This window comes from Antribacter soli (genome assembly GCF_021568775.1).
In the GTDB taxonomy this organism is placed as follows: Bacteria; Actinomycetota; Actinomycetes; order Actinomycetales; family Cellulomonadaceae; genus Antribacter; species Antribacter soli.
This window is the reverse complement of sequence record NZ_JAKGSG010000033.1, coordinates 68,444-94,241: the sequence shown is the minus strand read 5'-3', so window position 1 is coordinate 94,241 and position 25,798 is coordinate 68,444. Positions and strand designations below refer to the sequence as shown.

The 25,798-nt window shown below is 72.2% G+C and carries 23 protein-coding genes and 1 pseudogene; 16 read left to right on the top strand and 8 right to left on the bottom strand.

Annotated elements, in window-relative coordinates; genetic code table 11:
- Positions 1-1,303, bottom strand: a 1,303-nt coding sequence (locus L1785_RS11590) for a CdaR family transcriptional regulator (RefSeq protein ID WP_236089423.1), incomplete at its 3' end; no start/stop codon positions are given.
- 207 nt (positions 1,304-1,510) lie between these two features.
- On the opposite strand from L1785_RS11590, the gene L1785_RS11585 reads away from it, so the two are divergent.
- The 7 genes from L1785_RS11585 to L1785_RS11555 all read left to right on the top strand — a co-directional run bounded on the left by L1785_RS11585 (position 1,511) and on the right by L1785_RS11555 (position 9,238).
- The gene (locus tag L1785_RS11585) at positions 1,511-2,437 is read left to right on the top strand and encodes a substrate-binding periplasmic protein (protein ID WP_236089422.1); all 927 of its coding nucleotides are present in this window, start codon (positions 1,511-1,513) and stop codon (positions 2,435-2,437) included.
- Between the two features lie 9 nt (positions 2,438-2,446).
- On the top strand, positions 2,447-3,220 hold the full coding sequence (locus L1785_RS11580) for an amino acid ABC transporter permease (RefSeq protein WP_236089421.1): 774 nt from the start codon (positions 2,447-2,449) through the stop codon (positions 3,218-3,220).
- Entirely contained in the window at positions 3,217-4,008 is a 792-nt protein-coding gene (locus tag L1785_RS11575; protein WP_236089420.1) for an amino acid ABC transporter ATP-binding protein, read from the top strand. The genes L1785_RS11580 and L1785_RS11575 overlap by 4 nt, the downstream gene beginning before the upstream one ends.
- Positions 4,005-5,303, top strand: coding sequence for an NAD(P)/FAD-dependent oxidoreductase (locus L1785_RS11570; protein WP_236089419.1), 1,299 nt, complete (start codon positions 4,005-4,007; stop codon positions 5,301-5,303). The genes L1785_RS11575 and L1785_RS11570 overlap by 4 nt, the downstream gene beginning before the upstream one ends.
- Before the next feature lie 164 nt (positions 5,304-5,467).
- Complete coding sequence (gene kdgD, locus L1785_RS11565) at positions 5,468-6,382, top strand: 5-dehydro-4-deoxyglucarate dehydratase (RefSeq protein WP_236089418.1); 915 nt, start codon at positions 5,468-5,470, stop codon at positions 6,380-6,382.
- Positions 6,383-6,385: 3 nt separating this feature from the next.
- The gene (locus L1785_RS11560) at positions 6,386-7,990 is read left to right on the top strand and encodes an aldehyde dehydrogenase (NADP(+)) (RefSeq protein ID WP_236089417.1); all 1,605 of its coding nucleotides are present in this window, start codon (positions 6,386-6,388) and stop codon (positions 7,988-7,990) included.
- Between the two features lie 39 nt (positions 7,991-8,029).
- On the top strand, positions 8,030-9,238 hold the full coding sequence (locus L1785_RS11555) for an L-talarate/galactarate dehydratase (protein ID WP_236089416.1): 1,209 nt from the start codon (positions 8,030-8,032) through the stop codon (positions 9,236-9,238).
- A gap of 6 nt (positions 9,239-9,244) precedes the next feature.
- On the opposite strand, the gene L1785_RS11550 is transcribed toward L1785_RS11555, so the two are convergent.
- Both L1785_RS11550 and L1785_RS11545 read right to left on the bottom strand, forming a co-directional pair.
- Positions 9,245-10,591 (bottom strand): enolase C-terminal domain-like protein, encoded by a 1,347-nt coding sequence (locus L1785_RS11550; protein ID WP_236089415.1) that lies wholly within the window; start codon positions 10,589-10,591, stop codon positions 9,245-9,247.
- A gap of 71 nt (positions 10,592-10,662) precedes the next feature.
- Entirely contained in the window at positions 10,663-11,544 is an 882-nt protein-coding gene (locus L1785_RS11545) for a LysR family transcriptional regulator (protein ID WP_236089414.1), read from the bottom strand.
- A 133-nt stretch (positions 11,545-11,677) separates the two neighbouring features.
- Here L1785_RS11545 and L1785_RS11540 point away from each other — a divergent pair, with 133 nt between their 5' ends.
- The 3 genes from L1785_RS11540 to L1785_RS11530 are packed head-to-tail and all read left to right on the top strand — an operon-like array spanning position 11,678 to position 14,694.
- Entirely contained in the window at positions 11,678-12,679 is a 1,002-nt protein-coding gene (locus L1785_RS11540) for a Bug family tripartite tricarboxylate transporter substrate binding protein (protein WP_236089413.1), read from the top strand.
- The gene (locus L1785_RS11535; protein WP_236089412.1) at positions 12,676-13,134 is read left to right on the top strand and encodes a tripartite tricarboxylate transporter TctB family protein; all 459 of its coding nucleotides are present in this window, start codon (positions 12,676-12,678) and stop codon (positions 13,132-13,134) included. The genes L1785_RS11540 and L1785_RS11535 overlap by 4 nt, the downstream gene beginning before the upstream one ends.
- Positions 13,135-13,140: 6 nt before the next feature.
- On the top strand, positions 13,141-14,694 hold the full coding sequence (locus tag L1785_RS11530; RefSeq protein ID WP_236089411.1) for a tripartite tricarboxylate transporter permease: 1,554 nt from the start codon (positions 13,141-13,143) through the stop codon (positions 14,692-14,694).
- On the opposite strand, the gene L1785_RS11525 is transcribed toward L1785_RS11530, so the two are convergent.
- A complete protein-coding gene (locus L1785_RS11525; RefSeq protein ID WP_236089410.1) occupies positions 14,678-15,859 on the bottom strand; it encodes a hypothetical protein in 1,182 nt (393 codons plus the stop codon). The genes L1785_RS11530 and L1785_RS11525 overlap by 17 nt on opposite strands.
- Before the next feature lie 145 nt (positions 15,860-16,004).
- On the opposite strand from L1785_RS11525, the gene L1785_RS11520 reads away from it, so the two are divergent.
- The gene (locus L1785_RS11520; protein ID WP_236089409.1) at positions 16,005-16,523 is read left to right on the top strand and encodes an NYN domain-containing protein; all 519 of its coding nucleotides are present in this window, start codon (positions 16,005-16,007) and stop codon (positions 16,521-16,523) included.
- A 144-nt stretch (positions 16,524-16,667) separates the two neighbouring features.
- Here the strand turns inward: L1785_RS11520 and L1785_RS23385 are convergent.
- A pseudogene (locus L1785_RS23385) lies at positions 16,668-17,084 on the bottom strand (NUDIX domain-containing protein); the annotation flags it as partial.
- Positions 17,085-17,240: 156 nt separating this feature from the next.
- Here L1785_RS23385 and L1785_RS11515 point away from each other — a divergent pair.
- The gene (locus L1785_RS11515) at positions 17,241-17,993 is read left to right on the top strand and encodes a phosphatase PAP2 family protein (RefSeq protein WP_236089408.1); all 753 of its coding nucleotides are present in this window, start codon (positions 17,241-17,243) and stop codon (positions 17,991-17,993) included.
- On the opposite strand, the gene L1785_RS11510 is transcribed toward L1785_RS11515, so the two are convergent.
- Positions 17,974-18,585 (bottom strand): GNAT family N-acetyltransferase, encoded by a 612-nt coding sequence (locus tag L1785_RS11510; RefSeq protein ID WP_236089407.1) that lies wholly within the window; start codon positions 18,583-18,585, stop codon positions 17,974-17,976. The two genes, L1785_RS11515 and L1785_RS11510, sit on opposite strands and share 20 nt — an antisense overlap.
- 124 nt (positions 18,586-18,709) lie before the next feature.
- Here L1785_RS11510 and L1785_RS11505 point away from each other — a divergent pair, with 124 nt between their 5' ends.
- From L1785_RS11505 to pntB, 3 genes are all read left to right on the top strand, one after another.
- Positions 18,710-19,609 carry a diacylglycerol kinase family protein gene (locus tag L1785_RS11505; RefSeq protein WP_236089406.1) on the top strand — a complete coding sequence of 300 codons (900 nt, stop codon included), beginning with the start codon at positions 18,710-18,712 and terminating at the stop codon, positions 19,607-19,609.
- Positions 19,610-19,729: 120 nt separating this feature from the next.
- Positions 19,730-21,301: a Re/Si-specific NAD(P)(+) transhydrogenase subunit alpha gene (locus L1785_RS11500; RefSeq protein WP_236089405.1), complete on the top strand. Its 1,572-nt coding sequence runs from the start codon at positions 19,730-19,732 to the stop codon at positions 21,299-21,301.
- Entirely contained in the window at positions 21,298-22,707 is a 1,410-nt protein-coding gene (gene pntB, locus L1785_RS11495; RefSeq protein ID WP_236089404.1) for a Re/Si-specific NAD(P)(+) transhydrogenase subunit beta, read from the top strand. The genes L1785_RS11500 and pntB overlap by 4 nt, the downstream gene beginning before the upstream one ends.
- A 316-nt stretch (positions 22,708-23,023) precedes the next feature.
- On the opposite strand, the gene L1785_RS11490 is transcribed toward pntB, so the two are convergent.
- Complete coding sequence (locus L1785_RS11490) at positions 23,024-23,644, bottom strand: biotin transporter BioY (protein ID WP_236089403.1); 621 nt, start codon at positions 23,642-23,644, stop codon at positions 23,024-23,026.
- Between the two features lie 177 nt (positions 23,645-23,821).
- Between L1785_RS11490 and L1785_RS11485 the strand changes: the two genes are divergently transcribed.
- A complete protein-coding gene (locus tag L1785_RS11485) occupies positions 23,822-24,724 on the top strand; it encodes a ketopantoate reductase family protein (RefSeq protein WP_236089402.1) in 903 nt (300 codons plus the stop codon).
- 10 nt (positions 24,725-24,734) lie between these two features.
- Here the strand turns inward: L1785_RS11485 and L1785_RS11480 are convergent, their stop codons facing one another.
- Positions 24,735-25,781 (bottom strand): LLM class flavin-dependent oxidoreductase, encoded by a 1,047-nt coding sequence (locus L1785_RS11480; RefSeq protein WP_236089401.1) that lies wholly within the window; start codon positions 25,779-25,781, stop codon positions 24,735-24,737.
- Between the last annotated feature and the right edge of the window lie 17 nt (positions 25,782-25,798).

The following is a 25,798-nucleotide window of genomic DNA, read 5'->3' as shown; positions in this document are numbered from 1 at the left end:
GGGGTGAGCCCCAACCCCCGGGCCCCCCCCCCCACCCGCCCCACGCAGGCCCCCCCCGGGCCCGCCCCCCCCCCCCCCGGGCCCCCCCCCCCCCGGCCCACATTGGGTCAGCACGACCCGTCGCTCCCTCGCCGTCGAGCCGGTCGGCCAGGCAGGCGAGGTACAGCGCCATGGTGGTCCGGTGGTCGCGGAGCGGGCGCCCGGTGACCTGCTCGATCTTGCTCATCCGGTAGACGAGGGTGTTGCGGTGGATGTGCAGCGCCGCGGACGCCCGCACGAGGTTGAACCCGCTCTCGCACCAGGCGGCGATCGTGTCGCGAAGCACCGGCCAGTCCGGGTGGGTGCGCAGGGCCGCCGCGGTGAGGTCGATCAGGCGGGTGCGGGCGGGCTGGCCCAGCGCCGCGAGGACCTGGTGGACCCGCAGGTCGGCGATGAGGTGGACGGCGGGACTCCCCGCCAGGCGAGCCCCCAGCCGGAGCGCGTCGCACGAGTCCTGGTAGGACTCGTGCAGGCCGGCCACCGAGTCGGCCGGCTCACCGATCCCCACGCGGGTGGAGAGACCGTCCTGAGCGGCGATGACATCGGAGACCCGCCGGCAGTCGCTCACCACGGAGGTCACCGGCCGGCCGGCCGGGAGCCGGTGGAGCACGCCGATCCGTCCGGGAGCCGAGCTCGCGACGATGTCCTGGGCGCCCGCGAAGACTTCGCGGACGGTGCGGAGCAGCTCCGAGCGGGCCAGCACCATGTCCCGGCCGGGACCGCCGTGGCGGCGGTTGGCGCCCTCGGGCACGGTCACCTCGAAGGCCACCGCAACCCGTCGCAGACGTATGTCGAAGCCCAGCTCGGCTGCCCGGAACGCCACGAACTCGCCTTCCACGACGTGGGGGTCGTAGGAGGCGATGTCGGAGAGCAGCTTCTCGGCGGCTCGCTCGGCGAGCAGGCGGGAGCGCAGCATGACCGACTCGCGGAGCAGGATCTCCGTCTGGCGCTTGACCAGAAGCCCGAAGCGACGTACCTGGGCGGGCGGGCCGGTGATCCCGACGGTCCCCACTGCCTGGCCCTCCATGACCACCGGCAGGGTGATCCCGGGGCGCACCCCGCGCAGCTGCTGAGCCTGTGACGCGCTGTGGGCGGCGGGCTCCCTCGTGCGGATGACCTCGACGGACGCCTCGTGGAAGCTCCCGACCCGGCTGCCGTCGCCGCTGCCGATGACCACGCCGTCCGCATCGGTGATCAGCACGTTGAAGCCGATCACCGCGGAGGTGTCCCCGGCGATCTCCTGGGCGAGTGACGGGCTCAGCACTGGCGTTCCTCCCGTCGAGGAAGGGCCGGAAAGATGGGGCGAACCGTACAGCAGCGACCGCCGTCTCGGCGAGAAGTCCGTACGAAGCGTCCAGTGACGCACGGCACACGCCTTCCCTAGCGTATGGATCCGTCACACAGATCCCCGCCCCGGCACACAGAGGTGAAACGGCGGGTTCCTTCAGCCCCGAACGGAAGGACCGGACCGATGTCTCGTGTGCGTTCAATCTCCGCAGCACTGTCAGTCGCGCTCGTGCTCACAGCGGCTGCCTGCAGCAGCTCGGACGGCGTCGGCCAGGACGTGTCGGCCGAGACCGCCGCGCTGGGCACGATCGAGCCCGGCGTGCTCAAGGTGGCCGTCCAGCCGTACGCGCCGTACACCAGCGTCGAGGACGGCAAGATCGTCGGCCTCGACGGCGACATCCTCAACTACGCCGCCGAGAAGCTGGGCCTCGAGGTCGTACCCGAGGTGACCGACTTCGCAGGCATGCTCGCCGGCGTGCAGTCCGGCCGGGTCGACATCACCATCGGGGGCGTCGCCTGGAGCGAGGACCGCCAGAAGGAGGGGCTGTTCACCGATCCGCCCTACTACTCGCCGCCGGTGATGGCCGTCCATGGCGACAAGACCTACGAGACGGTCGAGGACCTGGAGGGCCTGGAGCTGGGCACGGTCGAGGGCTATGTCTGGGTCGAGTCGATCCAGGCCGTTCCCGGTGCCACGCTGCATGCCTATCCCGACGCCAACGGGGTGTTCGACGACCTCGCGGCGGGCCGGCTCGACGTCGGCTTCCTCGACCCGCTCCTCGTCACCGCGGCGCAGGAGGAGCGGCCGGACCTGGAGATCAGCACCCTCTACATGACGCCCCCGACCGCCGAGCAGGTCGCGGCCGAGCCCGCCTTCGAGTACTTCCAGCCCTACCAGACGGGCTTCTACCTGCCCCCCGAGGCCACCGAGCTGGAGACGGCCATCTCCGAGCAGATCGACGCCATGTACGAGAACGGCGAGATGCAGAAGCTCGTCGAGAAGTGGGGTGGTGACGCCGAGCAGTTCCTGACGCCCACCGACGCTTTCGCCACCGCGCGCAGAGGCGTGGACCGGCCTGACGACTGGAACGCGCCGTCCATCGCACAGTGAGGGGCTGACATGTCCGACCTGTTCATGGTGCCGTGGTCCGACTATCAGTCGGAGCTGATCGACGCGCTGGGGCGCACCCTCCTCTACACGGTGGTGAGCTTCGCCGGCGCCGTGGTGCTCGGCCTGGGCGTGGCGCTGCTGCGGCTGAACCGGGCCTGGCCGGCCCGCGCGATCGCCACCGTCTACACCGAGGTTTTCAAGAACGTCCCGCTCCTGGCCATCATCTTCCTGACCTACTTCGGCCTGGCCTCGGCCGGGATCCGGCTGGACGTGTTCACGGCGGGAGCCCTCAGCCTGATCGTCTTCTACGCCGCCTACCTGTCCGAGACCTTCCGCTCCGCGATCAGCGGGGTCCACGCCGGGCAGACCGAGGCGGGCGAGGCGCTGGGGCTGGGCAGGGCGGGCATCTTCGGCCACATCGTCGTGCCCCAGGCGCTGCGGCTGGCGCTGCCTGGCACCAACACCTTCCTCGTGGACCTGTTGAAGTCCACGTCGCTGCTGGTCACCATCTCCGCCGCCGAGCTCATGTCCGAGGGGCGGCTCATCACCTCGGCCACGTTCCGTGCGCTGGAGGTCTACATCGTCATCTCGGCCATCTACTTCGCGCTCTGCTACCCGCTGTCGCAGCTCCTGCTGTGGCTGGAGCGGAAGGTGCGGGCGGGCGATCCCCTGTCCCCGTGGAGGCGGCGTCGCATGCAGGCGGCCCGCGCCCTGCTCGCCCAGGACACCAGCCCCGGGGACACCAGCCCCGCGGACGTCGGTCTGAGGGAGGCGGCGGCATGACGCAGCCAGTCACAGAAGCCAAGGAGACGAAGGCCTCCCCAGAGCCCGTCATCCGGATCTCGGGGCTGCGCAAGTCCTTCGACGGCCGGCTGGTTCTCGACGACGTGCACCTGGAGGTCGGCCGAGGCCGCATCGTCAGCGTCATCGGGCAGAGCGGCGGCGGCAAGTCGACCCTGATGCGCTGCGTCAACCTGCTGGAGCGGCCGGACCGGGGCATGGTCGAGGTCGCCGGAGAGGTGGTGCACGACGACGGTCACATGGTCTGCCGCGACCTCCCACGGCTGCGCCGCACCGTCGGCATGGTGTTCCAGCGCTTCCATCTCTTCCCGCACCTCACGGCCGTGGAGAACGTCGTCCTGGCCCAGCGCAGGGCGGGCGTGCCGGAACAGGAGGCGCTGGAGCGAGCTGTCGCGCTGCTGCGCCGGGTCGGCGTGGCCCACCGCGGGCTCGCACAGCCCGAACAGCTCTCCGGGGGCGAGCAGCAGCGCGTCGCCATCGCGCGGGCCCTCGCGCTCAAGCCCGAGGTGCTGCTCTTCGACGAGCCGACGTCGTCGCTGGACCCCGAGGCCACCCGCGAGGTGCTGAGCGTCATGCGGGAGCTGGCCGCGGACGGGATGACCATGATGCTGGTCACCCACGAGCTGCCCTTCGCCCGCGAGGTGTCCGACCACGTGGTCTTCGTCGACGGCGGCCGGATCGTGGAGGAGGGTCACCCGGACGACGTGCTCGGCAGCCCCGCGCAGCCGCGCACCCGGGAGTTCCTGGCCTCGTACGGGTCCACGTCATGACGGGTGCGGCCGGTACGCCGGGCGCGCTCGGCGACGGCCCCGTCGTGGTCGTCGGGGGTGGCGTCGTGGGGCTGTGCACGGCGTACTACCTGGCCTCGGCAGGTCTGGCTGTGGAGGTCGTCGAGCGGCGCGCCATGGGTTCCGGGGCGTCGCGGGGCAACGCCGGCTGGGTCTGCCTCAGCCACTCGACCCCCGTGCCGGCCCCGGGCGTGGTGCAGTACGCGCTGAGGTCGCTGGGCCGCCCGGACTCGCCTCTCTACCTGCGGCCGCTGCCGGACCCGGCGTTCGCGGCGTGGCTGTGGCGGTTCTGGCGCAGCAGCACGCCGGCCACCTTCCGGCGCGGCTACGCGGCGGTCGCAGAGCTGAACCGCGAAACCTTCGACCTGTTCGACGGCCTGCACGACGCCGGGGTCGGGACGACGCTGAGCCGCCCCGGGATGGTGCACGCCTTCCTGTCGCCCGGGGAGGCCCGGCATCACCTCGCAATCCAGCGGGAGATGGCGGACGGCCGCTATCCGCTGCCGGACGACGTCACCACGGGTGACGAGGCCCACCTGCTCGACGACGCGCTGTCGCCCGGCGTGCGGGCGGCCTACCTCGTCCAGGGGGAGGGGGTGGTGGACCCGGAGGCCTTCGCCCGCGCGCTCGGGGAGGCGCTCACAGCCTCCGGGGTGAAGATCCACGAGAACGCGGAGGTCACCGGGTTCCGGACCACGGGTGACCGGGTCACTGCGTTGCGCACCGCGCAGGGTGAGATCGCCTGCGCCGGCGTCGTCATCGCGGCCGGCATGCGTTCTCCCGCGTTGGTGCGCTCCCTCGGGCAGTCGCTGCCCCTCCAGGCCGGCAAGGGCTACAGCTTCTCGGTGGACCTCGACCCGGCACCCCGGCACACGCTGTACTTCGGGGAGCGCCGGGCCGTCGCCTCGCCGATCGGCGGTACCACGCGGATAGGCGGCACGATGGAGCTGAGCGGCAACAACAACCGGCTCGACTGGCGCCGGGTCGTCGCCGTCGCCCTCGCGAGCCGGCACTACCTCGGCCGCTGGTTCGACGACCCCGACGACCTGGTCAGCCTGATCCGCGATCCCTGGGTCGGGGGACGGCCGTTCCTGCCCGACGGGCTGCCCGTGATCGACCGTGTCCCGGGGCATCGCAACGCCTTCGCGGCGACCGGCCACGGCATGCTGGGCGTCACGCTGGGTCCGGTCACCGGGCACAGGCTCGCCGAGTACGTCCTGACCGGCCGCCGTCCTGAGGTCCTGGCGCCCTTCCGGTTCGACCGCCTCCGCCGCTGAGGCACCGGTGTCAGGATGACGTGCTCCCGGCGTGGACCTGGGCTGACGGAGACGGCTCCGGCGATGCTCGGGGGGTATCGCCTCATCCACAAAGAGTGTTGGACGCGAATCGCCGAGCGTTCCTAGGGTCGATGACGCCTGCCCCGTCGTCCGAGGAGCCACCGTTGTCGCAGATGTCACCGTCCGAGGTCGCCGACCGGCTCGGGAGCGGCCTGCTGGCGTTCCCGGTCACTCACCTGGCCGCCGACCGTACTCTCGACCTCGCGGGCTACCGGGAGCACGTGTCGTGGCTGTCCCGGTCGGGGTCGGCGGGCCTGTTCGCAGCGGGCGGTACCGGAGAGTTCTTCTCCCTGACACCAGCCGAGGTGGAGGAGACCGTGCGCGCCGCCGTGGACGAGGCGCCGCCCCACCTGCCCGTCATCGCGCCGGCGGGCTATGGGACGGCGACGGCGGTGGAGCTGGCCCAGGCGGCCGAACGTGCGGGGGCGTCCGGCATCCTCCTGCTTCCGCCCTACCTCACGGAGGCCGGACAGGAGGGGCTCGCCGCTCATGTCCGCGCCGTCTGCGCCGCGACCGACCTCGGCGTGATCCTCTACAACCGGGCCAACGCCGTGTACGACGAGCACACCGTCGCGGCGCTCGCCGACGAGTGCCCGACGCTCGTGGGCTTCAAGGACGGCGTGGGCAGTGTCGAGCAGATGGCCCGGATCTACGCGCGCCTCGGTGACCGTCTGCTCTATATCGGTGGCCTGCCCACTGCCGAGCTCTTCGCCCTGCCGTACCTCAGCCTCGGGCTCACGACGTACTCCTCGGCGATCTTCAACTTCCTGCCCCACTTCGCGCTGGCCTTCTACGACGCAGTCCGTCGCCGGGACGCCGGACATGTGATGGCGGCCCTGAACGAGTTCGTCATCCCTTATTGCGACCTGCGCAACCGGGCCCCGGGCTATGCCGTGAGCATCGTCAAGGCGGGCATGAAGGTCATCGGCCGCCCGGCGGGGCCCGTGCGCCCTCCCCTGACCGACCTGACCCACCTCGAGATCGAAGAGCTCGAGACCCTCGTGAAGAAGGTGAGCTGATCCATGGCCGGCACCGGTATCACCACCGACCTGGTCGGGCGCTCGCTGATCGGCGAGAACGACGTCGTCGGTACCGGCGGCAGCGCGTTTCGTGCCGTCGACCCGATGTCGGGCGAGGCGATCGGTCCCGACTACGACGAGTGCGGGCCGGACGACGTCGTGCGCGCGACCACTCTCGCCGCGACCGCGTTCGCCGCCTACCGGCGCACCACCCCCGACGAGCGGGCCGCCTTCCTGGAGACGATCGCCGACGAGATCGAGGCGCGCGGGGACGCGATCGCTGCGCGTGTCATGGCGGAGACGGGCCTGCCCGCACCCCGCGTCGCCGCGGAGACCGCACGGACGACCGGACAGCTGCGGATGTTCGCCGCCACCCTCCGTGAGGGCAGCTGGCTCCAGGCCCGCATCGACCGGGGGGACGCCGGGCGCACGCCCCTGCCGAAGCCGGACGTGCGCCAGCGTTCCGTGCCGCTGGGACCGGTCGCCGTGTTCGGCGCGAGCAACTTTCCCCTCGCCTTCTCCGTCGCCGGCGGCGACGCCGCCTCGGCTCTCGCCGCCGGCGCACCCGTCGTCGTCAAGGCGCACCCTTCGCATCCCGGCACCTCCGAGCTGGTGGGCCGCGCGATCCGGGCCGCGGTCCAGAAGCAGGGTCTGCCCGAGGGCACGTTCTCGGTGCTGCAGGGAGCCGGCCACGAGCTCGGTGCGGCACTGGTGACCGACCCCCGCATCAAGGCCGTGGGGTTCACCGGCTCGCGACGGGGAGGCCTGGCCCTGGTGGTGTCGGCTCAGCAGCGGGCCGTCCCGATCCCGGTCTATGCCGAGATGTCGTCGGTGAACCCCGTCTTCGTCCTACCCGGTGCGCTCGCCGAGCGCGGCAGCGAGCTCGGCGCCGCGTTCGTCGCCTCCGTCACGGGGAGCGCGGGCCAGCTCTGCACCAAGCCCGGCCTGGTCTTCCTGATGGACGGCCCGGGGGCCGACGACTTCGTCGCCGCCGCCGGCCGGGCGCTGGGCGCGGTGAGCGCGGCCGCGATGCTGAGCCCGGGCATCGCAGAGGCTTTCGGTACGGCCACCCGGGCCACGGCGTCGTCCGACGGCGTCCGCCGGGTCGCTGAAGGTGTCCCGGTCGAGGCCATCGCGTGCTCGGGGGTCCCGGTGCTCTTCGAGACCGACGGGGCCGCCTTCCTGGCGCGGCCGGGCCTCCAGGGGGAGATGTTCGGGCCGGCCTCGCTCGTGGTCCGCGTGGGCGACGACGACGAGCTCGCCCGGATCATCGACGTCCTCGAGGGCCAGCTGACCGCGACGGTCCACGGGAGCCCCCGCGACCGCGAGCTCGCCGCCGACCTCGTCGAACGGCTCGAGCTCCTCGCGGGACGCGTACTCTACGGCGGCTGGCCCACGGGCGTGGAGGTAGGACATGCCATGGTGCACGGCGGGCCGTTTCCCGCGACCTCCGCACCGGCCACCACCTCGGTCGGCATGCGGGCGATCGAACGGTTCCTCCGACCCGTGGCCTACCAGGACGTGCCGGAGGAACTGCTGCCCGCCGAGCTTCGCGACGACAACCCGCGGCACGTCTTCCGTCGGGTCGACGGCCTCCCGGAGATCTGACGGCGGCCCGTTCGCCCCGTCCCCACGACAGGAGAACCCGTGACGATGACCACCGGCCGGCCGGCCAGCGCCCTTACCGGCCCGGGCGCCGCCCTCCTCGCCGCGGCTCAGGCCGAGGCGACGCTCGACCGGATCTCCCACGTCAGGCTGTCGTCGGTGGTGCTGCCGCTGGGCGCTCCGGTCAGCGACGCCAAGGTGCTGACCGGTCGCCAGAAGCCGATGACCGAGGTGGTGTTCCTCGTCGCCGAGATCTCCACCGACCAGGGCTTCGAGGGCGTCGGCTTCTCGTACTCCAAGCGCGCGGGAGGCCCGGGCCAGTTCGCGCACGCCCGGGAGATCGCGCCGGTGCTGATCGGGGAGGATCCCAGCGACATCGGCAAGATCTGGAGCAAGCTGGCGTGGGCGGGTGCCTCGGTCGGCCGGAGCGGGCTGGCGACCCAGGCGATCGCGGCCGTCGACGTCGCACTGTGGGACCTGAAGGCCAGGCGCGCCGGGCTCCCGCTGGCGAAGCTGCTCGGTGCGCACCGCGACTCGGTGCGCACCTACAACACGTCCGGCGGCTTCCTCCACACGCCGATCGAGGAGGTCATCGAGAATGCCGGCCGCTCGCTGGAGAACGGCATCGGGGCGATCAAGCTCAAGGTCGGCCAGCCGGACTGGCGCCTCGACGTCGCGCGGGTCACCGCGGTCCGCGAGGCGCTCGACCCGGACGTGCCCCTCATGGTCGACGCCAACCAGCAGTGGGACCGGCCCACCGCGATGCGGATGGGCCGGATCTTCGAACAGCTCGACCTCGTGTGGATCGAAGAGCCCCTCGACGCGTACGACGCCGAGGGCCACGCCCACCTCGCCCGGTCCCTCGACACCCCGATCGCGACCGGCGAGATGCTGTCGAGCGTCGCCGAGCACGTGCGCCTCATCGACGCCGGTGCCTCCGACATCGTGCAGCCGGACGCGCCCCGCATCGGCGGCATCACCCAGTTCCTCAAGCTGGCCGCGTACACGGAGAACAAGCAGATCGAGATCGCCCCGCACTTCGCGATGGAGATCCACCTGCACCTGGCCGCGGCGTACCCCCTCGAGCCCTGGGTGGAGCACTTCGACTGGCTGGCGCCGCTGTTCGACGAGCAGCTCGAGACCCGCGACGGCCGGATGTACGTCTCCGACCGGCCCGGTCTCGGGTTCACGCTCAGCGAGCAGGCGCGGGCCTGGACCGTCGCCACGGCCGAGCTCGGCGCGCGCCCGTGAGGCCGGTCACCTGACGAAGGCCGGCCGCTTCGGGTCGAACGTCCAGCCGGGGACGAGCCTCCCCATCGCCACGGCGTCGTCCCGCGCGCCCAGACCCTGTTCCAGGTAGAGCTCGTTCGCGGCGGTCAGGGCGTCCCGGTCGACCTCGATCCCCAGACCAGGGCGATCGGGGACGGCGATCGCGCCGCCGCGGATCGTCAGCGGCTCACGCGTCAAGGCCTGACCGTCCTGCCAGATCCAGTGCGTGTCCAGGGCGGTGATGTTGCCCGGTGCGGCGGCCCCGACGTGGGTGAACATCGCCAGCGAGATGTCGAAGTGGTTGTTGGAGTGCGACCCCCAGGTCAGCCCGAAGTCGTGGCAGAGCTGCGCGACCCGCACAGATCCCCGCATCGTCCAGAAGTGCGGGTCGGCGAGCGGGATGTCCACCGCCGCCGCCCTGACGGCGTGGGCCATCTGCCTCCAGTCCGTCGCGATCATGTTGGTCGCGGTCGGGATCCCTGTCGCGCGGCGGAACTCGGCCATGGTCTCGCGGCCCGACAGTCCGTCCTCGGCGCCGCAGGGGTCCTCGGCGTAGGCGAGGACGCCGGCGGCGTCCCGGCAGAGCTCGATCGCGTCGGCGAGCAGCCAGCCGCCGTTGGGGTCGAGAGTCACCCGTGCCTCGGGGAACCGTTCGGCGAGCGCGCGGACCGCGGCCATCTCCTGTTCACCGGCGAAGACGCCGCCCTTGAGCTTGAAGTCGTGGAATCCGTAGCGCGCCCGGGCCGCCTCCGCGAGCCGGACGATGCTTTCGGGGTCGAGCGCGGGCTGCCGGCGCACCCGTTCCCAGTCGTCGGCCGGGTCGGGCTCGACCACGTAGGGCAGGTCGGTCCCTGTGTAGTCTCCGACGTAGAACAGGTAGCCCAAGATCGGCACGGTACTGCGCTGGCGCCCGTCGCCGAGCAGCTCGGCGACGGGAACCTCGAGGTGCTGGCCCAGCAGGTCCAGCAGCGACGACTCCAGCGCGGTGACCGCATGGATGGTCACCCTCTGGTCGAACGTCTGCTGACCGCGGCCCGCGGCGTCGCGCGTCGCGTACCGGGCCTGGACCTCGCGCAGCAGCGAGGGGTACTCGCTCACCCGGCGGCCGACCACGTGCGTGGCGGCGTCCTCGATGGTGCGGCGGATCGCCTCGCCGCCCGGCACCTCACCGAGGCCGGTGCGTCCTTCGCTGTCGGTCACGACCACCACGTTGCGCGTGAAGTACGGTGCGTGGGCGCCGCTGAGGTTGAGCAGCATCGAGTCGTGGCCGGCGACGGGAACCACCTCGACCGTCGCCACGGTGGGCACGCGTCCGGCGCGCGGGAGCTCGGTCATGGGGGAACCCTAGGAAGGCGGCGCGATTCCTGTCCAAGTCGATCCCGACATGGGCCGATACCGAGCGGGCATCACTTGAAGCTCTCGAGCGCGCCGAGCGCCACGCCCAGCGCGGGGTTCGGGGAGTCCTTCGGCCACAGCAGGTGGAGCTCGACCGGCCGGGACGAGGTGGTCCGCAGCGGGAGGTACTCCACGCCGTCGATGCCCAGCAGCGACGTCGACTGCGGTACGAACGCCACGCCGCGGCGCGCGCTCACCAGCCAGACCATCGTGAGGATCTGGCTCACGGTGTGGACGACGTTCTCGTGGACCACCGGCACCATGCTGACGACCAGGTCGTAGAAGTACCTGGCCTTCGACGGGGAGTGCATGATGAGCGGCTCGGTCAGGAGGTCCTGCGGTCGCACCGGCCGGCGGAGCGCGGTCAGCGGGTGGCCCGTCGGCACGGCAAGGACCATCTCCTCGCGCCGGAGCAGACGGCTTCCGAACTCTGCCGGGTCGAAGGGCGGCCGTGCGAGGCCGAGGTCGAGCTCGTGACCGAGCAGCGCGTCGACCTGCTCCCGGGTGACCATCTCCTGCAGGTCGAGGTCGATGTCCGGGACGGTGCGGGCGAGGTGGTCCAGCAACCGCGGCAGCACGCCGTAGGCCGACGCGGCGGTGAACCCGATCCGGAGCTGTCCGACGGACCCGCGCGAGATCCGGCGAGCGAGATCGGGAGCGCTCTCGGCGAGAGCGAGAAGCCGTCTCGCCTCGCCGAGGAACGCCCGGCCTGCCGGTGTGATCGCCACGCCCCGGTTGTCCCGGTCGAACAGGCGCACGCCGATCGCGCGCTCGAGCTTCTGGATGAGCCGGCTGAGGGGTGGCTGGGTCATGCTGAGCCGCGCGGCCGCCCTGCCGAAGTGGAGCTCCTCGGCGACGGCCACGAAACCCCGCAGCTGCTCGAACGAGTACATGATGCTCGGACGGTATCACCCGATGCGCCATCGGGTTTGGACACGCATAGAAGGTCCTCCCTAGGCTCCCGAAAAGGGACGAGTGCCCTCGCCGATCCTGTCTACGAAGTCCGCAGAGCAAAGGAGCTCAGCCATGCGACGCACCATCGTCACCGGCGTCCGAGGTGCTGCGACCGCCTCCGTCGTCGTCCTGGCCCTCGCCGCGTGCGGTGGCAACCTCGGGACCGCCGGAGGGGCGGGAGGCGACTTTCCTGACGGCCCCGTGACCGTCGTCGTCGGCCAGGACCCCGGCGGCAGCACCGACCTCATCGGCCGTGCCGTGGCCGAGCTCGCCTCGGACGAGCTCGGCGTAGCCCTGCCCGTGGAGAACCGCCCGGGCGCCAACGGTGCCGTCGCCTCGCAGGAGGTCGCGGACTCGGAGCCGGACGGCCAGACCGTGCTGGTGCTCAACGCCTCCCTCATCGCCATCACCTCCCTGGTGTCCCCGGACGACGCCGTGAGCCTCGACGACTTCACGATCATCACCGGCATCTCCCGGGACGACTACGTGCTCGTCACCCACCCTGAGAGCGGCCTCGCGACCCTGGGCGACATCGCCGCCTCGGGCCAGACGCTCGACTTCGCGACGACCGGCGTCGGTACCGGCAGCCAGCTGTCGCAGCAGCTGCTCTTCCACCAGATGGGCGTGCAGGGCAACGACGTCCCGTTCGACGGCGGCTCGCCGGCGCTCACGGCGGTCCTGGGCAAGCAGGTCGACGTGGCGAGCATCCAGCTCGGCGAGGCGTACCCGCAGATCGAGGCGGGCGAGCTCGTGCCCCTGGTGGTCTTCTCGCCGGAGCGCAACGAGTATCTTCCCGACGTGCCCACCGCGGTCGAGGAGGGATACGACGTGCCGGTCGCGCAGTACCGGGCCCTCGCCGTGCCGGCGGGCACACCCGACGCGACCGTGGAGGCACTCCGCAGCGCGTTCGAGGCCGCGTTCGCGGACCAGGGCTACCAGGACTTCAACGAGCAGGCGCTGCTCACGCCCCACGAGGTCAGCGGCGAGCAGGTGGTCGAGGAGTGGACGGCTGCCAAGGAGAAGTACGAGTCGATCGTCGAGGAGTACGACATCGACCTCGGGGCGGCGGGGTGACCACCGGCACGCGTCCCGCCGCGGGCGCCCTGGCGGGTTACGGGGTCGCCGCGGTCGTGGTCGGGCTGGGGACGGCGGGCGTCGTCTTCTCGCTCGGCTTGGGCACGGGGACGCTGAGCGACCCGGCCGCCGGCACGTGGCCCCTGTTCGTCAGCTCCGTGCTGACGGTCCTCGGGCTCGCGCTCGCCCTGACCGCCCGCTCCACGAACGACGCCGAGAGGTTCGTCCCCGCGAGCCTCAAGGTCCTGGTCGGGCTCGGCACGCTGCTCGTGTTCGCCCTCCTGGTCGGCACCGTCGGCTTCGAGATCCCAGCGGTCGTCCTGGCGTTCGTCTGGCTGCGGTTCCTCGGCCGGGAGAGCTGGCGGGTGTCGATCGTCGGCGGCGTCGCCATGGTCGTCGCTTTCTACCTCGTCTTCGTCGTCGCGCTGCGCGTGACCATCCCGCACCTGTTCTGAGGCCTCATGGATTCATTCACCCCTGTGCTCGACGGCTTCGCGGTCGTGCTCCAGCCGACGAACCTGCTCTACTGCCTGGTCGGCGTCCTCGTGGGCATGTTCGTCGGTGTCCTGCCGGGCCTCGGGCCGGCGGCGACCATCGCGATCCTGCTGCCCCTGACGTTCGACGTCGAGCCGGTGACCGCCATCATCATGCTCGCCGGCATCTTCTACGGTGCGCAGTACGGCGGCACCGTCACCTCGGTGCTGCTCCGGCTGCCCGGCGAGGCGTCCTCCGTGGTCACCGTCTTCGACGGCTACGCCCTGGCGCGCCAGGGCAAGGCGGGCACGGCGTTGGGCATCGCGGCGATCGGCTCGTTCGTCGGCGGCACGGTCTCCATCATCGCGCTCACCTTCCTCGCCCCGGTCGTCGCGAGCTTCGCGCTCGACTTCGGTCCACCCGAGTACGCCGTCCTGGCCGTGCTCGGCATCCTGCTCGTCGCCACCGTGAGCAACGGCGGCCGCCTCAAGGCGGTCGTCGCCGCGACCGTCGGGCTGCTGCTCGCCACGGTCGGCCGGGACCGGTTCTCCGGCGCCGAACGCTTCACCTTCGACTCCCTCTCGCTGGCCGACGGCCTCGACTTCGTACCGATCGCCATGGGCCTCTTCGGCCTCGGTGAGATCCTGTACAACCTCGAGAGCCGGGACGGCCCCCTCCGCCCGCCCGCGAAGATCGCGAACGTCTGGCCGTCCGGCCAGGACCTGCGCCGCTCCACGGGGGCCATCGGCCGCGGCTCGGTCATCGGGTTCGTCCTTGGCATCCTGCCCGGTGGCGGCGCCGTGCTGTCGTCGCTGGCGGCCTACGCGTTCGAGAAGAGACGGGCCAAGGACCCGTCGCGCTTCGGCAAGGGCGCCGTCGAGGGCGTCGCGGCGCCGGAGACCGCGAACAACGCTGCCGCGACCTCGTCCTTCATCCCCTTGCTGACGCTCGGCATCCCCGCCAACGCGACGATCGCGGTGATCTTCGGCGCCTTGCTCATCCACGGGGTCACGCCCGGGCCGCAGCTCGTCGACGAGCACCCCGAGCTCTTCTGGGGCGTCGTCAACTCGATGTACATCGGGAACATCCTGCTGCTCGTCATGAGCATGCCGCTGGTGGGCGTCTTCGTGAAGGTCCTCCGGGTCCGCACGTCGATCCTCGCGCCCATCACGGTCCTCATCACCCTGATCGGCGTCTATACCGTCGCCAACAGCACGTTCGACATCCTGCTCGTCTGCGTGTTCGGCGTGCTCGGTTACCTCATGAAGAAGTTCGGGTTCGAGCCGGGACCCCTCCTGCTCGCCTTCGTGCTCGGCTCGTTGCTCGAGAGCTCCACCCGCCGCTCGCTCATCCTCTTCGACGGGGACGTCACGGGATTCCTCACCCGGCCGATCTCGGGGACCCTCGTCGCGGTACTCGTCGTCGTGCTCCTGCTGCCGCTCGTGGCCCGGCTGCGCCGCGGAGGTGCCGCGCCGCCCGCCGTCGAGACCGACGACACCGCCCCGGCGGCAGACCGGGCACCGGTCAAGCCTCGAGCCTGACTCCCGGCTCCGCCGCGTGCCGGACGGTGAGGTACACGGCGCGCACGGCCAGCGTGCGCTCGATCTCGTCGATCATCGGGGCGAAGAACTGTGCCCGGTGGTCGGCATCGCTCATCGAGGTGATCGCGAAGTACATGCTGCCGAAGCCGGCGAACAGGATGGCGTTGCCCACCAGTGCGACCGGCATCCCTGGCAGCAGGTCCGAGTACAGGGGTGCCGCGCCGATCCATTGCTCGGCCGTCTCGGGCGTGACCACGATCGACCCCAGGACGAGGAAGAACGCGTTCAGCGCGATCCCGACCACGATCGCCTGTACGAGCTGGCGGGTCGCGAGCTTCAGCAGGAGGTTGCGGCCCTGACGGCCGTCGAGCGGGACGGCGGGCAACGGGCCGTCGATCGGGACCGAGGCCAGCGGCGTGCCTGCGCAGGCGGCGGACAGCCGCGACGGGCTGAGATCCTGCTCGACGCGGCCGATCTCGTCGCGGAGCCGGGCCGCGGCGGCCAGCACGGTGATGGCGCCGAACAGCACGACGACGAGTGCGAGCCGCCACCACGTCAACCGGTTCATCGCCTGCCACAGCTCGCCGGTGAAGAACAGGAAGAGCGTGACGAAGAGCATCGCGGGCAGCGCCCGGCCCAGCAGGTGCACGTTGTTGCGCAGATCGCGAGCCGTGTGCCGGACTGCCCGGTGCACCAGCGTGCCGAGGCCGTACGTGGTGCCGGAGGCCGTGGCGACGAAGACGACGGCGAAGAAGACGACGAACTCCAGCAGCCCGGCCGCGGTACCTCCCGGCGGGGTGACGGCGTCGTCGACGACGAGCTGCATCAGCGGGACGACGACCGGCATCGCGGCGTACGCGACGAGGATCGCGACGGTCGCCGTGGGTGAGAAGCGCGGCATCCGGCGGACGAACGAGCGGACGGTCACCCACACGGCCAGCGTCACCGCCGACACCGCGCCGAGCAGGAACCAGCGCTCCGGACCCGCGGCCTTCAGCGGCACGAGCCAGGCGAGGCTGGCGAGCGTGACGAAGGCCAGCGCCGGCAGCATCCGGGGCAGGACGTGCCGGACGAAGCCGTAACCCTCGATCATCGTCGGCGTGCCGCCGCGGACGAACCAGCGCTCGGCCTGACGCACCAGGGCAGGTGATGCGGTGAAGGACATGAGGTGGATCATGCCCGGTCTCCGGGCCGGTCGTGTCGCACGCCCGGCTCGACGACGTCGGACACGCCGCGATGTGGAACCTCTTACAACCCTCCGACGTCTACGGTGTACCTCCACCGCCGCGGCGCACCGATCGGAGCGAGCCATGAGAGACCGCAGTCGAGCCCTGCCGCGCGAGTTCCGCGATCGCGCCCTGCACCTGGTGGACATCGAGAACCTCACCGGGACGGGTCTGCCCGACCCGCGGGCGGTGCAGCGGGCGCGGCACGCGCTCAACGGCGCGGTGCCGGTCGGTGCGGGCGACCTTGTCGTCGTCGGGTCGAGCCACGCGGCCGCTCTCGCGATCTTCGAGGGCTGGGGCGTGGCGCGGTTCGTGTGGCGCAGCGGGCACGACGGCGCCGACCTGGCCCTGCTCGGCGTGCTCGAGGAGGACGTGACCACGCGGTTCGACCACGTGGTCATCGCGTCCGGCGACGGGATCTTCGCGGAGGCCGCCGCACGGCTCGGCGCCGGCGGGTGCGACGTGACGGTCGTCGCGCGCGAGGGCGGGATCTCGCGGCGGCTCTGGACCGCGGTCCAGGATGTGCGCCTCCTCCGGCACCCGGGTGCGCCGGGACCGGCGGTGGCCCGGTCTGCGGGCGGAGGCTTCACCACGGCGGCCTGAGCGGCGGACGCCGGCCGCGTTGCCGAGCGAGCGGGCGGCGTCGAGCAGCACCAGGTCGGCATGCTCCGGCGCGCGCGGGCGCAGGTAGTCGGCGGCGTCGGCGGCCGGGAGGGCGAGGACCTCGATGACCTGCTCCCCGTCTGGCGGGCAGGTGGGAGCGCCGGCGATGCGGACGCGGGCCGTCGAGAACGCCCAGTGCGCCCGTGGGTGCGGCAGGTGCGGACGGTACGGGGCGGGGCCGTGCAGGTCAGCGGTGAAGGACGCGAAGTGCGCCGGAGCGTCCAGCAGCTCGGCACCGGACTCCTCGAGGAGTTCCCGGCGCGCGAGATCCTGGATCGTCTCGCCGGGCTCCCGTGTGCCTCCCGGTAGGAAGCGCCAGCCGCGGTCGCTGCGGCAGACCACCACAGTTCCCTCGTCGGTGACCGCGATCAGATGGAGGCGTGACACCAGAGGTTCCGGAGGGACCTGGAGAGTGAGCCGGACGTGGGCGTCCGCGTAGTCGACGTACGACTCGGCGAACAGGTCGGGGAAGCGGGCGGCCCAGAAGCGGTCGTCGGACATGAGGGCACTCTGCCCCGGATGCCTGGTTACTGAGGGTGAGGCACACCGGTGCTCACGACTCCCAGCGGCGCGACGTGTTGTCGGGCGCGTCGCCTGGTGTTCACCGTCGCGCCGTAGGATCGGGCCCGTTTCCATCAGGAAGGGCACGACAAACACGTGACAAGCCAGACGATCGCCGCATCCCGCAGCGCCTCGGGGATGCCGAACAGCCGGGCGTGGCACCGGTCCGGGGTGGCCTGGACCGCCGTGATCGCCGTCGCCCTCCTCGTCGTCGGGACGTGGCAGGTTGCGGTCGAGGGCCCGCTCGTCGCCTGGGACTGGTCGTTCCACCTGTACGCCGACACCCGTCATCCGGGCGGCTGGGACAAGGCCGCGCTCGACTGGTTCGCGAGCGTCACGGGGGAGCGGCTCTTCACGATCCCGGCCGTCGGCGGCGTCGCGGCCTGGGTCGCCTACCGGCAGGACCGGGTCCGGCCGCTGGTGGCCAGCGCCGCAGGCCTGGTGACGATCGCCGTGGTCGGCTACTCCATCAAGTTCGGCCTCGGCCGCGCGGCGCCCTGGACGGGCGTCGACGCGCTGTACGCCGGCGGCCGCGCCTTCCCCTCCGGCCACGCCGCGAACGCCACCTTCACGTGGGTCTTCCTCGTCATCCTGCTGTTCGGGGCGCTCGGCCTGCGGCCGGACCGTCTCCGGCTCGGCCTGTGGCTCGTCCCGGCCTGCCTGGTCGCCCTGGTGTCCGGCACCCTCATGGCGCTCCTCGACTACCACTGGCTGAGCGACATCCCCGGCGGCTGGGTGCTGGGCGCTCTCGCCGTCGCCGTCGCCGTGGGCGTGCTCCGGTCGCCCGACCCGCGGCTGGAGACCAGCCCGCGCACCGTCCTGGCGCGGCTCAGAAGTCGAGACGCGTGACCCGCCGCCGCACGGTCGGCGAGGAGACCTCCTCGAGCCCCGCGGCGGCGAACGGCCCTGGCGTGCCGACGTTCGTCTCGCCCCAGGTGATCTCCTTCCCGGGCGGCGCGACGATCGGGTAGCCCTCGACCGCCTCGGCGCCCCGCGAGCGCGCGTGCTCGACGGCGGCCCGCGCCAGGTCGTAGGTGAGACCGCGGCCGCGGAAGCCCGCGCGGACGACGAAGCACGCGATCGTCCACACGGAGTCGTCGCCCTTGTCCTCGTGCCGCCCGGCCCACGGCACAGAGCTGTTTCGGTAGCGCCGGTACTCGGTCCGCGGCGCGACGGCGACCCAGCCGGCCGGTTCGCCGTCCACGTAGGCGACGAGCCCGCTCGTGGCCGGGGCGTCCGGGTCGCCGCAGCTCGTCTGCTCGTGCAGGAGGGCGGCGCGCTCCTCGACCGGCATGTCCCACCAGTCGTGGTCGCCCAGGCGGATGCGCTGGCACTGGCACTGCGACGGGTACCCGCGCTCGCCGAAGACGGCCTGCAGGTCGTCCCACGAGGCCTCGTTCGCGGGCACCACGCGGACCTCTGCGGACTCGACGGTCGCCATGTCGCGAGGCTAGCGCGCAAAGGGCGTCGCCCACGATCTGCCGACGGCGTGGCGCGCCCGCTACCGGTCGGCGGCGACGAGGCCATCATGGAGGCGGGCGGGACCCGTGGAGAAGGAGGCAGGGATGCCGGAGATCCGGCGGCACGTGGCGGTGCTCGTCAACCCCGTCGCGGGGCGCGGCGCGGGCGAGGCCCAAGGCCTCGCGGCGGTGGCGCGCCTGCGCGAGCGCGGCGTCGAGGCGCGCGATTACGAGGGGACCGACGCCGCGGACACCGTCCGGCTCGCCGCGAAGGCGATCGAGGCCGAGCCGGACGTGCTCGCAGTGGTGGGCGGCGAGGGGACGCTGGCGTCCGTGCTCCTGCCCGTGCTGGAGTCCGGCGTGGCGCTCGCGCTGCTCGGCGGCGGCACGGGCAACGACCTGGCGCGCGCGCACGGCATCCCCGCCGACCCGGTCGGCGCAGCCGACGTCATCCTCGACGGCAGGCGCCGCCGCGTCGACACCGGCACGATCACGGCCGACGACGGGACGGTGCGCCACTTCCTGACCATCGTGTGCGCCGGGTTCGACTCCCGGGTCGCCGAGCGGACCAACCGCATGACCTGGCCGCGCGGCGCTGCCCGCTACGTGGTCGCGAAGTACCTCGAGGCGATCGGCCTGCGCACCTTCGACTACGTCCTGCTGACCGACGGCGACCGCCTCGAGCGGCCCGGTCACCTCGTCGCGGTGGGCCTGACGCCGTACTACGGCGGCGGGACGCCGATCTGCCCGGACGCCGACCCGGCGGACGGGCTGCTCGACGTGACCCTCGTCGGGCCGACCGGGCGCCGCGGCCTCGTGACGCTCGACCCGTTGATCCAGAAGGGGCAGCACCTGTCGCACCCGCTGGTGACGAGCGCACGGGCCGCGTCCGTGCGGCTCGAGGCGCCGGCGGGTCTTGTCGCGTACGCCGACGGCGAGCGTGTGGGGCCACTGCCGCTCACCGTGGCGGCGCACCGGGAGCGTCTGACGCTCTGCGTGCCATGACACCGGGACCTTCTGCCCTGATCAGCGTGTCCGGCGACCCTCCGCAGGGCGCGGTGTCGGTGGGCGAGGATAGGTTGCAGCCCGTGGGGGAACCACGGTCGTGACGTCGAGGAGGTCCGCATGCGCATCGGTGTCCCGCGGGAGGCGGGGCGGCTCGTCGCCGCGACGCCCACGACCGTCGGCCGGCTGACCGGGCTCGGGTACGAGGTGCTGGTCGAGGCCGGGGCCGGTGAGGCTGCGAGCTTCCCGGACGCCGCGTATCTCGCTGCCGGGGCGTCGATCGGCTCGGCCGCCGATGCCTGGGGCGCCGACGTCGTCACGGCGGTCGAGTGGCAGCCTCGGGCACCCGCAGGGCTGCTCCGGCCGGGGGCCACGCTCATCGCGCAGCTCGCCCCCGCGACGCGCGCCGTCCTCTTGCACGACCTGGCCGAGCACGCGGTCACGGCTCTCGCCCTCGACGCCGTGCCCCGGATCTCCCGAGCGCAGTCCCTCGACGTGCTCAGCGCCCTGTCGAACGTGGCGGGCTACCGCGCGGTCGTCGAGGCCGCGGCCGAGTACGGCGGGATGCTCGCGGGCCAGGTCACGGCCGCGGGCACCACCAAGCCGGCCACGGTGTTCGTCGTCGGCGCCGGTGTGGCCGGGCTGGCGGCGATCGGGGCTGCGGCAAGCCTCGGCGCGCAGGTCCGGGCGTTCGACGTGCGGCCGGAGGCGGCCGAGCAGATCGAGTCGACCGGCGGCACGGTCGTGCGGGCGTCGGGCGCCACGCAGACCGTGAGCGCCGACGGCTACGCCTCGACCCTCTCGGAGGACCAGGAGGCCGCGGCCGCCCGCGTCTACGCCACCGAGACCGCCGGCGCGGACATCGTCGTCACGACCGCGCTCGTGCGCGGCACCGCGCCGCGCACGATCACCGCGGAGATGGTCGCCGCGATGCGGCCCGGCAGCGTGATCGTCGACCTCGCCGCACCGGGTGGCGGCAACTGCGAGCTCACCGTGCCCGGGGAGCGGGTCGTGACGGCGAACGGCGTGGTGATCCTGGGATACACCGACCTCGCCGCGCGCCTGCCGCGACACTCCTCCGAGCTGGTCGGGACCGTCGTCGCGAACGTGCTCACCCTGCTCACGCCGGGCGAGGACGGCCGGCTCGTCCTCGACCTCACCGACCCCGTCGTGCGGGGAATGACGGTGACGCACCAGGGCGACGTGCTGTGGCCGCCACCACCGGTCCAGGTCTCGGTGGTGCCCGCCCCGCCTCCGGCGCCGCCCGCGCCCGAGGTGCGCTCCGCCGTCGGGCACGACAAGGATGGTTCCCGACGCCTCACCAGGGCTGTCACCTTCGCCCTGGCCGCTGCGCTGGCCGGGCTGCTCGTGGCCGCGTCACCACCAGGGCTCACGGGCCACTTCACCGTGCTGGCACTCGCGGTGGTGGTGGGCTTCTACGTCATCTCCCACGTGTCGCACTCCCTGCACACGCCCCTCATGTCCCAGACGAACGCGGTCTCCGGGATCATCCTCGTCGGTGCACTGCTGCAGATCGGCTCGTCGAGCTGGATCGTCACCCTGCTGGCCGTCGTCGCGGCGTCCGTGGCGAGCATCAACATCTTCGGCGGCTTCCTCGTGACGCACCGGATGCTCGGCATGTTCCGCAGGGGACCCGTCAGGTCTGCCGCGTCGCGGGGAGGTGCCCGGTGAGCGTGGCGTCCATCGTGCAGGCCGCCTACCTGGCGGCGGCCGTGCTGTTCATCCTGTCCCTGGCGGGGCTGTCGCGGCAGGAGACGGCGCGGCGCGGGGTCGTGCTCGGCATGTCGGGCATGGTGCTGGCGCTCGCGGCGACAGTCGCGCTCGCGCTCGACCGGTCCGAGCGGCCGGTCGCGGTGACCGCCGCGCTCATCGTGCTGGTCCTCGTCGTCGGGGCGAGCGTCGGGACCTGGCGGGCGCGCACCGTCGAGATGACCCAGATGCCCGAGCTCATCGCGCTGCTCCACTCGTTCGTGGGCATCGCCGCGGTGCTGGTCGGGTACGGGTCGTACCTGACCGAGGGCACGCACGCCGGCACCGTCCACCTCGTCGAGGTGTACCTCGGCGTGCTCATCGGGGCCGTGACGTTCACCGGCTCGATCGTCGCGTTCCTCAAGCTGTCGGCGCGGATCCGCTCTGCGGCGCTCACCCTGCCCGGCCGGAACTGGCTCAACCTCGCCGTGCTCGTGATGTGTGCCGTGCTGCTGTGGTGGTTCCTGGCCGCCCGGGACCGCTCCGGGCTGGCCCCGCTCATCCTGATGACCTTGCTGGCGCTCGCCCTGGGCTGGCACCTGGTCGCCGCGATCGGCGGGGGCGACATGCCGGTGGTCGTGTCGATGCTCAACTCGTACTCCGGCTGGGCCGCGGCCGCCGCCGGGTTCATGCTCGGCAACGACCTGCTCATCATCACCGGTGCCCTCGTCGGGTCGTCCGGTGCGATCCTCTCGTACATCATGTGCAAGGCCATGAACCGGTCGTTCGTGTCCGTCATCCTGGGCGGCTACGGGAGTCCCGCCCCGGGCGCGACGGGTGGCGCGGAGGACCCGTCCGGCGTCGGGCAGCACCGCGAGACGTCGTCCGACGCCGTCGCCGCCCTGCTGAGCGGCGCCCGGTCCGTCGTCGTCGTGCCCGGGTACGGCATGGCGGTCGCGAAGGCGCAGTACCCGGTCGCGGAGCTGGCTTCCCGGCTCGGCGATCGCGGGGTCGACGTGCGGTTCGGGATCCACCCCGTCGCCGGGCGGCTGCCGGGCCACATGAACGTGCTGCTCGCCGAGGCGCGCGTGCCGTATGACATCGTGCTCGGCATGGACGAGATCAACGGCGACCTGCCCTCCACCGACGTCGTGCTCGTCATCGGCGCGAACGACACCGTCAACCCCGCCGCCGAGGAAGACCCCGCCTCGCCGATCGCGGGCATGCCCGTCCTCGAGGTGTGGAAGGCGCGCGACGTCGTCGTGTTCAAGCGGTCCATGGCCACCGGGTATGCCGGCGTGGCCAATCCGCTGTTCTTCCGCGAGAACACGGCGATGCTGTTCGGTGACGCGAAGGAGCAGGTGGACGCGATCCTTCGGGCGCTGTGACCTCTGGCCTTCAGCCGACGTTCAGCTCGAGATGTTCGATGCCCAGCTCCGCAGCGAGCCCGGAGAACCGGTCCCACTCGGACAGGTCCTTGTCTGCACGTCGTACCCGATCGACTCCGGCCGTCCGGTCACGGAGACGTCGTGCTGCGCCCCAGCCTCGGCCAGGGCAAACGCATCGACGAGTGCTCGGCCGTCGTCAGGTCCGCCCAGCGCACAAGGTCCGCTTCGATCACGTGGTTGTGCACCGAACGGCAGGTTTCATGGTGCGCAACCGTGTGATCGAAGCGGACCTTGTGCGTCGTCGTGGCGGCGGCGGTCAGTCCCGGTCGGACGCGGCGTCGCGCTCGCGGCGCGCGGCCAGCCGGTCGGCCCCCCACCAGGCGGCGGGCAGCAGGGCGGCCACGACCAGCGCCTTCACGATGCCGGGCAGCACGAACGGGTAGAGGCCGTTCTCGAGCGTCGCCTGCAGGTCGAGGCCCGCGACGAGGGCGAGCCACGGAAGGCCCACGAGGAACGTGACGCCCGTTCCTGCGAGGAACGTCGCGGCCGCCTTGAGGAACGTGCGGTCCCAGGCCCGCTCGGACAGCCGGCCGACCAGCCAGGCCGACAGCACGAAGCCGACGATGTAGCCGCCGGTCGGACCGAAGACGACGTCGATCCCGCCCTGGGCCTCCGAGTAGACGGGCAGGCCCACCATGCCGAGGGCCGCGTACAGGCCCATCGAGAGGGCGCCACGGGATGCGCCGAGCGTCGCGCCGACCAGCAGCACGGCCGCGGTCTGGCCGGTGATCGGGACGAGCGGGAGAGGGATGTAGATCTGCGCGAAGAGCGCGGTGAGCAGGGCACCGCCCAGTACGAGCGCGGCGTCGGTCGCGATGCTGCGCGGCAGGAGGCGGTCGGCGATGACCGGAACGGTGGGCAAGGCGATGGAGGACACAGGCGTGCCTTTCGATGGGCGGAACACTGCCGCCCCCGACGGTAGCGAGCCCGGGGTTGCTCCGTGCTGGTGTGTTCCTACCGAGTCGTGGCACTCCCGTTGTCGGGGCTGTACGCGTGGCCGTCCTCGCGGTACCGATTTGCCCCGACTCCGAGACCGACGGCCTAGCATGGCGGCATGCCGAGCCAGAACCTCATCGCCGTCATCGGTCCGGGTGCGATAGGCGGCCTCGTGGCCGCCATGCTGCAGCGAGCGGGGCACGACGTCGTCGTGGTCGCGCGGGAGCGGACCGCCCGCAGGGTCGCCGAGCACGGGCTCGACATCGAGACGGACGAGTACGGCACGTGGCACGCGCCGCTGGCCGCGGCGACGGAGGTGCCTCGGGGCGCGCGGGTGATCGTCGCGGTCAAGGCCGAGGGCGTGGACGACGCAGCGGCGCTGCTCGCCGACGCCGAGCCGACCGAGGTGGTGTCGCTGCTCAACGGGCTGGAGCACCTCGACGCGCTGCGGGCCGCGCTGCCCGGCGTGCAGGTCGTGGGCGCGACCATCGCGGGCGAGACGCTGCGCACCGGCGCGGACAGCTTCGGCCCGGCACGGGTACGCCACCGCGGGAGCCTCCTGCGCATCGTCGTGCCCGACGACGCAGCGCGGTTCGGCGTCGTCTCCGCGCTGCGGGACACCCCGATCGAGGTGCTGTCGGGCGGCACCCAGGCCGAGGTCCTCTGGAAGAAGCTCCGGTTCCTCGGTCCCATGGCGCTGCTCACGACCCTCCGGGAGAGCAACCTGGGCGAGGCCCTCGACAGCGATCCTGAGCTGACGTCCGCCCTGATCGCCGAGGTGGCCGCCGTCGCCACGGCGGAGGGGGTCCCCACGACCGCCGCCGAGCTCGAGGGCCTGCTGCGGGGCTTCCCGTCGACCATGCGCTCCTCGCTGCAGGCCGACGTCGAGGCCGGCCGCCCCGGCGAGCTCGACGCGATCGGCGGTGCGATGCTGCGCCGCGGCCTGGCCCACGGGGTCCCGACCCCCGTCCTCGCTGACGTGCTCACGCGCATCGCGACCCACGTCAGCGCCCCGCGGTAGCAGCGAGGTCTCAGGCCGCCGCGAGGAGGTCCCGCACGAGCGGGGCCACCTTCGTGCCATACAGCTCGATCGACCGCATCAGCTGCGAGTGGGGCAGGGTCCCGTTCGAGTACTTGAGGTCGAACCGGGACAGGCCGAGCACCTTGACGGTCGTGGCGATCTTGCGGGCCACGGTCTCGGGCGAGCCGACGTAGAGCGCACCCTCACGGGAGGCCGACGCCTCGAACTGCGAGCGGTTCGTCGCCCCCCAGCCGCGCTCTCGGCCGATGCGCGACATGATCTGCTCGTAGTGCGGCCAGAGCTGCTCCTTGGCCTCCTCGTCGGTCTCCGCGACGTGGCCGGGGGAGTGCACCGAGATCGGCAGCCCGGGCTTCTCGAACTTGTCGAGCGCCCGGTGGTACAGGTCCGTCAGGGGCTTGAACTGGGCCGACGCGCCGCCGATGATCGCGAGCGCGAGCGGCAGCCCGTACCGCGCGGCCCGCACCACCGACTCCGGGTTGCCGCCCACGCCCACCCACGTGCGCAGGGGCCCGCCCTCGACCGTGGGGTACACCGACAGCCCGTCGATCGACGGCCGCAGGCGGCCCTGCCACGTCACCGGCTCCTGCGGCAGGAGTGCCGCGAACAGGTCGAGCTTCTCCTCGAAGAGGGCCTCGTACTGGTCGAGGTCGTACCCGAACAGCGGGAACGACTCGGTGAACGAGCCCCGGCCGAGGATCACCTCGGCCCGGCCGCCGCTGAGGCCGTCGAGAGTGGCGAACCGCTCGTGCACGCGGACGGGGTCGTCGCTGCTCAGCACCGTCACCGCCGACGCCAGGTGGATGCGCTCGGTACGTGCCGCGATCGCAGCCAGGACCACCTCGGGCGCGGAGACCGCGAAGTCGGCGCGATGGTGCTCGCCCACGCCGAACACGTCCAGCCCGAGCTGGTCGGCGAGCACGGCCTCCTCGACGACGTCGCGCAGGACCTGGGCGTGCGGTCTGGGCCGCCCGTCGTCGTCGAACGTCACGTCACCGAACGTGTCGAGCCCCAGCTCGACGGTGCTGTCTGCAGTCATCATGTCCTCCGTCGCCG

Coding starts and splice junctions, on each gene's coding strand:
- L1785_RS11585 (WP_236089422.1), top strand. CDS start 1,511: ATGTCTCGTGTGCGTTCAATCTCCGCAGCACTGTCAGTCGCGCTCGTG.
- L1785_RS11580 (WP_236089421.1), top strand. CDS start 2,447: ATGTCCGACCTGTTCATGGTGCCGTGGTCCGACTATCAGTCGGAGCTG.
- L1785_RS11575 (WP_236089420.1), top strand. CDS start 3,217: ATGACGCAGCCAGTCACAGAAGCCAAGGAGACGAAGGCCTCCCCAGAG.
- L1785_RS11570 (WP_236089419.1), top strand. CDS start 4,005: ATGACGGGTGCGGCCGGTACGCCGGGCGCGCTCGGCGACGGCCCCGTC.
- L1785_RS11560 (WP_236089417.1), top strand. CDS start 6,386: ATGGCCGGCACCGGTATCACCACCGACCTGGTCGGGCGCTCGCTGATC.
- L1785_RS11550 (WP_236089415.1), bottom strand. CDS start 10,591: ATGACCGAGCTCCCGCGCGCCGGACGCGTGCCCACCGTGGCGACGGTC.
- L1785_RS11545 (WP_236089414.1), bottom strand. CDS start 11,544: ATGTACTCGTTCGAGCAGCTGCGGGGTTTCGTGGCCGTCGCCGAGGAG.
- L1785_RS11540 (WP_236089413.1), top strand. CDS start 11,678: ATGCGACGCACCATCGTCACCGGCGTCCGAGGTGCTGCGACCGCCTCC.
- L1785_RS11530 (WP_236089411.1), top strand. CDS start 13,141: ATGGATTCATTCACCCCTGTGCTCGACGGCTTCGCGGTCGTGCTCCAG.
- L1785_RS11525 (WP_236089410.1), bottom strand. CDS start 15,859: ATGTCCTTCACCGCATCACCTGCCCTGGTGCGTCAGGCCGAGCGCTGG.
- L1785_RS11520 (WP_236089409.1), top strand. CDS start 16,005: ATGAGAGACCGCAGTCGAGCCCTGCCGCGCGAGTTCCGCGATCGCGCC.
- L1785_RS11510 (WP_236089407.1), bottom strand. CDS start 18,585: ATGGCGACCGTCGAGTCCGCAGAGGTCCGCGTGGTGCCCGCGAACGAG.
- L1785_RS11505 (WP_236089406.1), top strand. CDS start 18,710: ATGCCGGAGATCCGGCGGCACGTGGCGGTGCTCGTCAACCCCGTCGCG.
- L1785_RS11500 (WP_236089405.1), top strand. CDS start 19,730: ATGCGCATCGGTGTCCCGCGGGAGGCGGGGCGGCTCGTCGCCGCGACG.
- L1785_RS11485 (WP_236089402.1), top strand. CDS start 23,822: ATGCCGAGCCAGAACCTCATCGCCGTCATCGGTCCGGGTGCGATAGGC.
- L1785_RS11480 (WP_236089401.1), bottom strand. CDS start 25,781: ATGACTGCAGACAGCACCGTCGAGCTGGGGCTCGACACGTTCGGTGAC.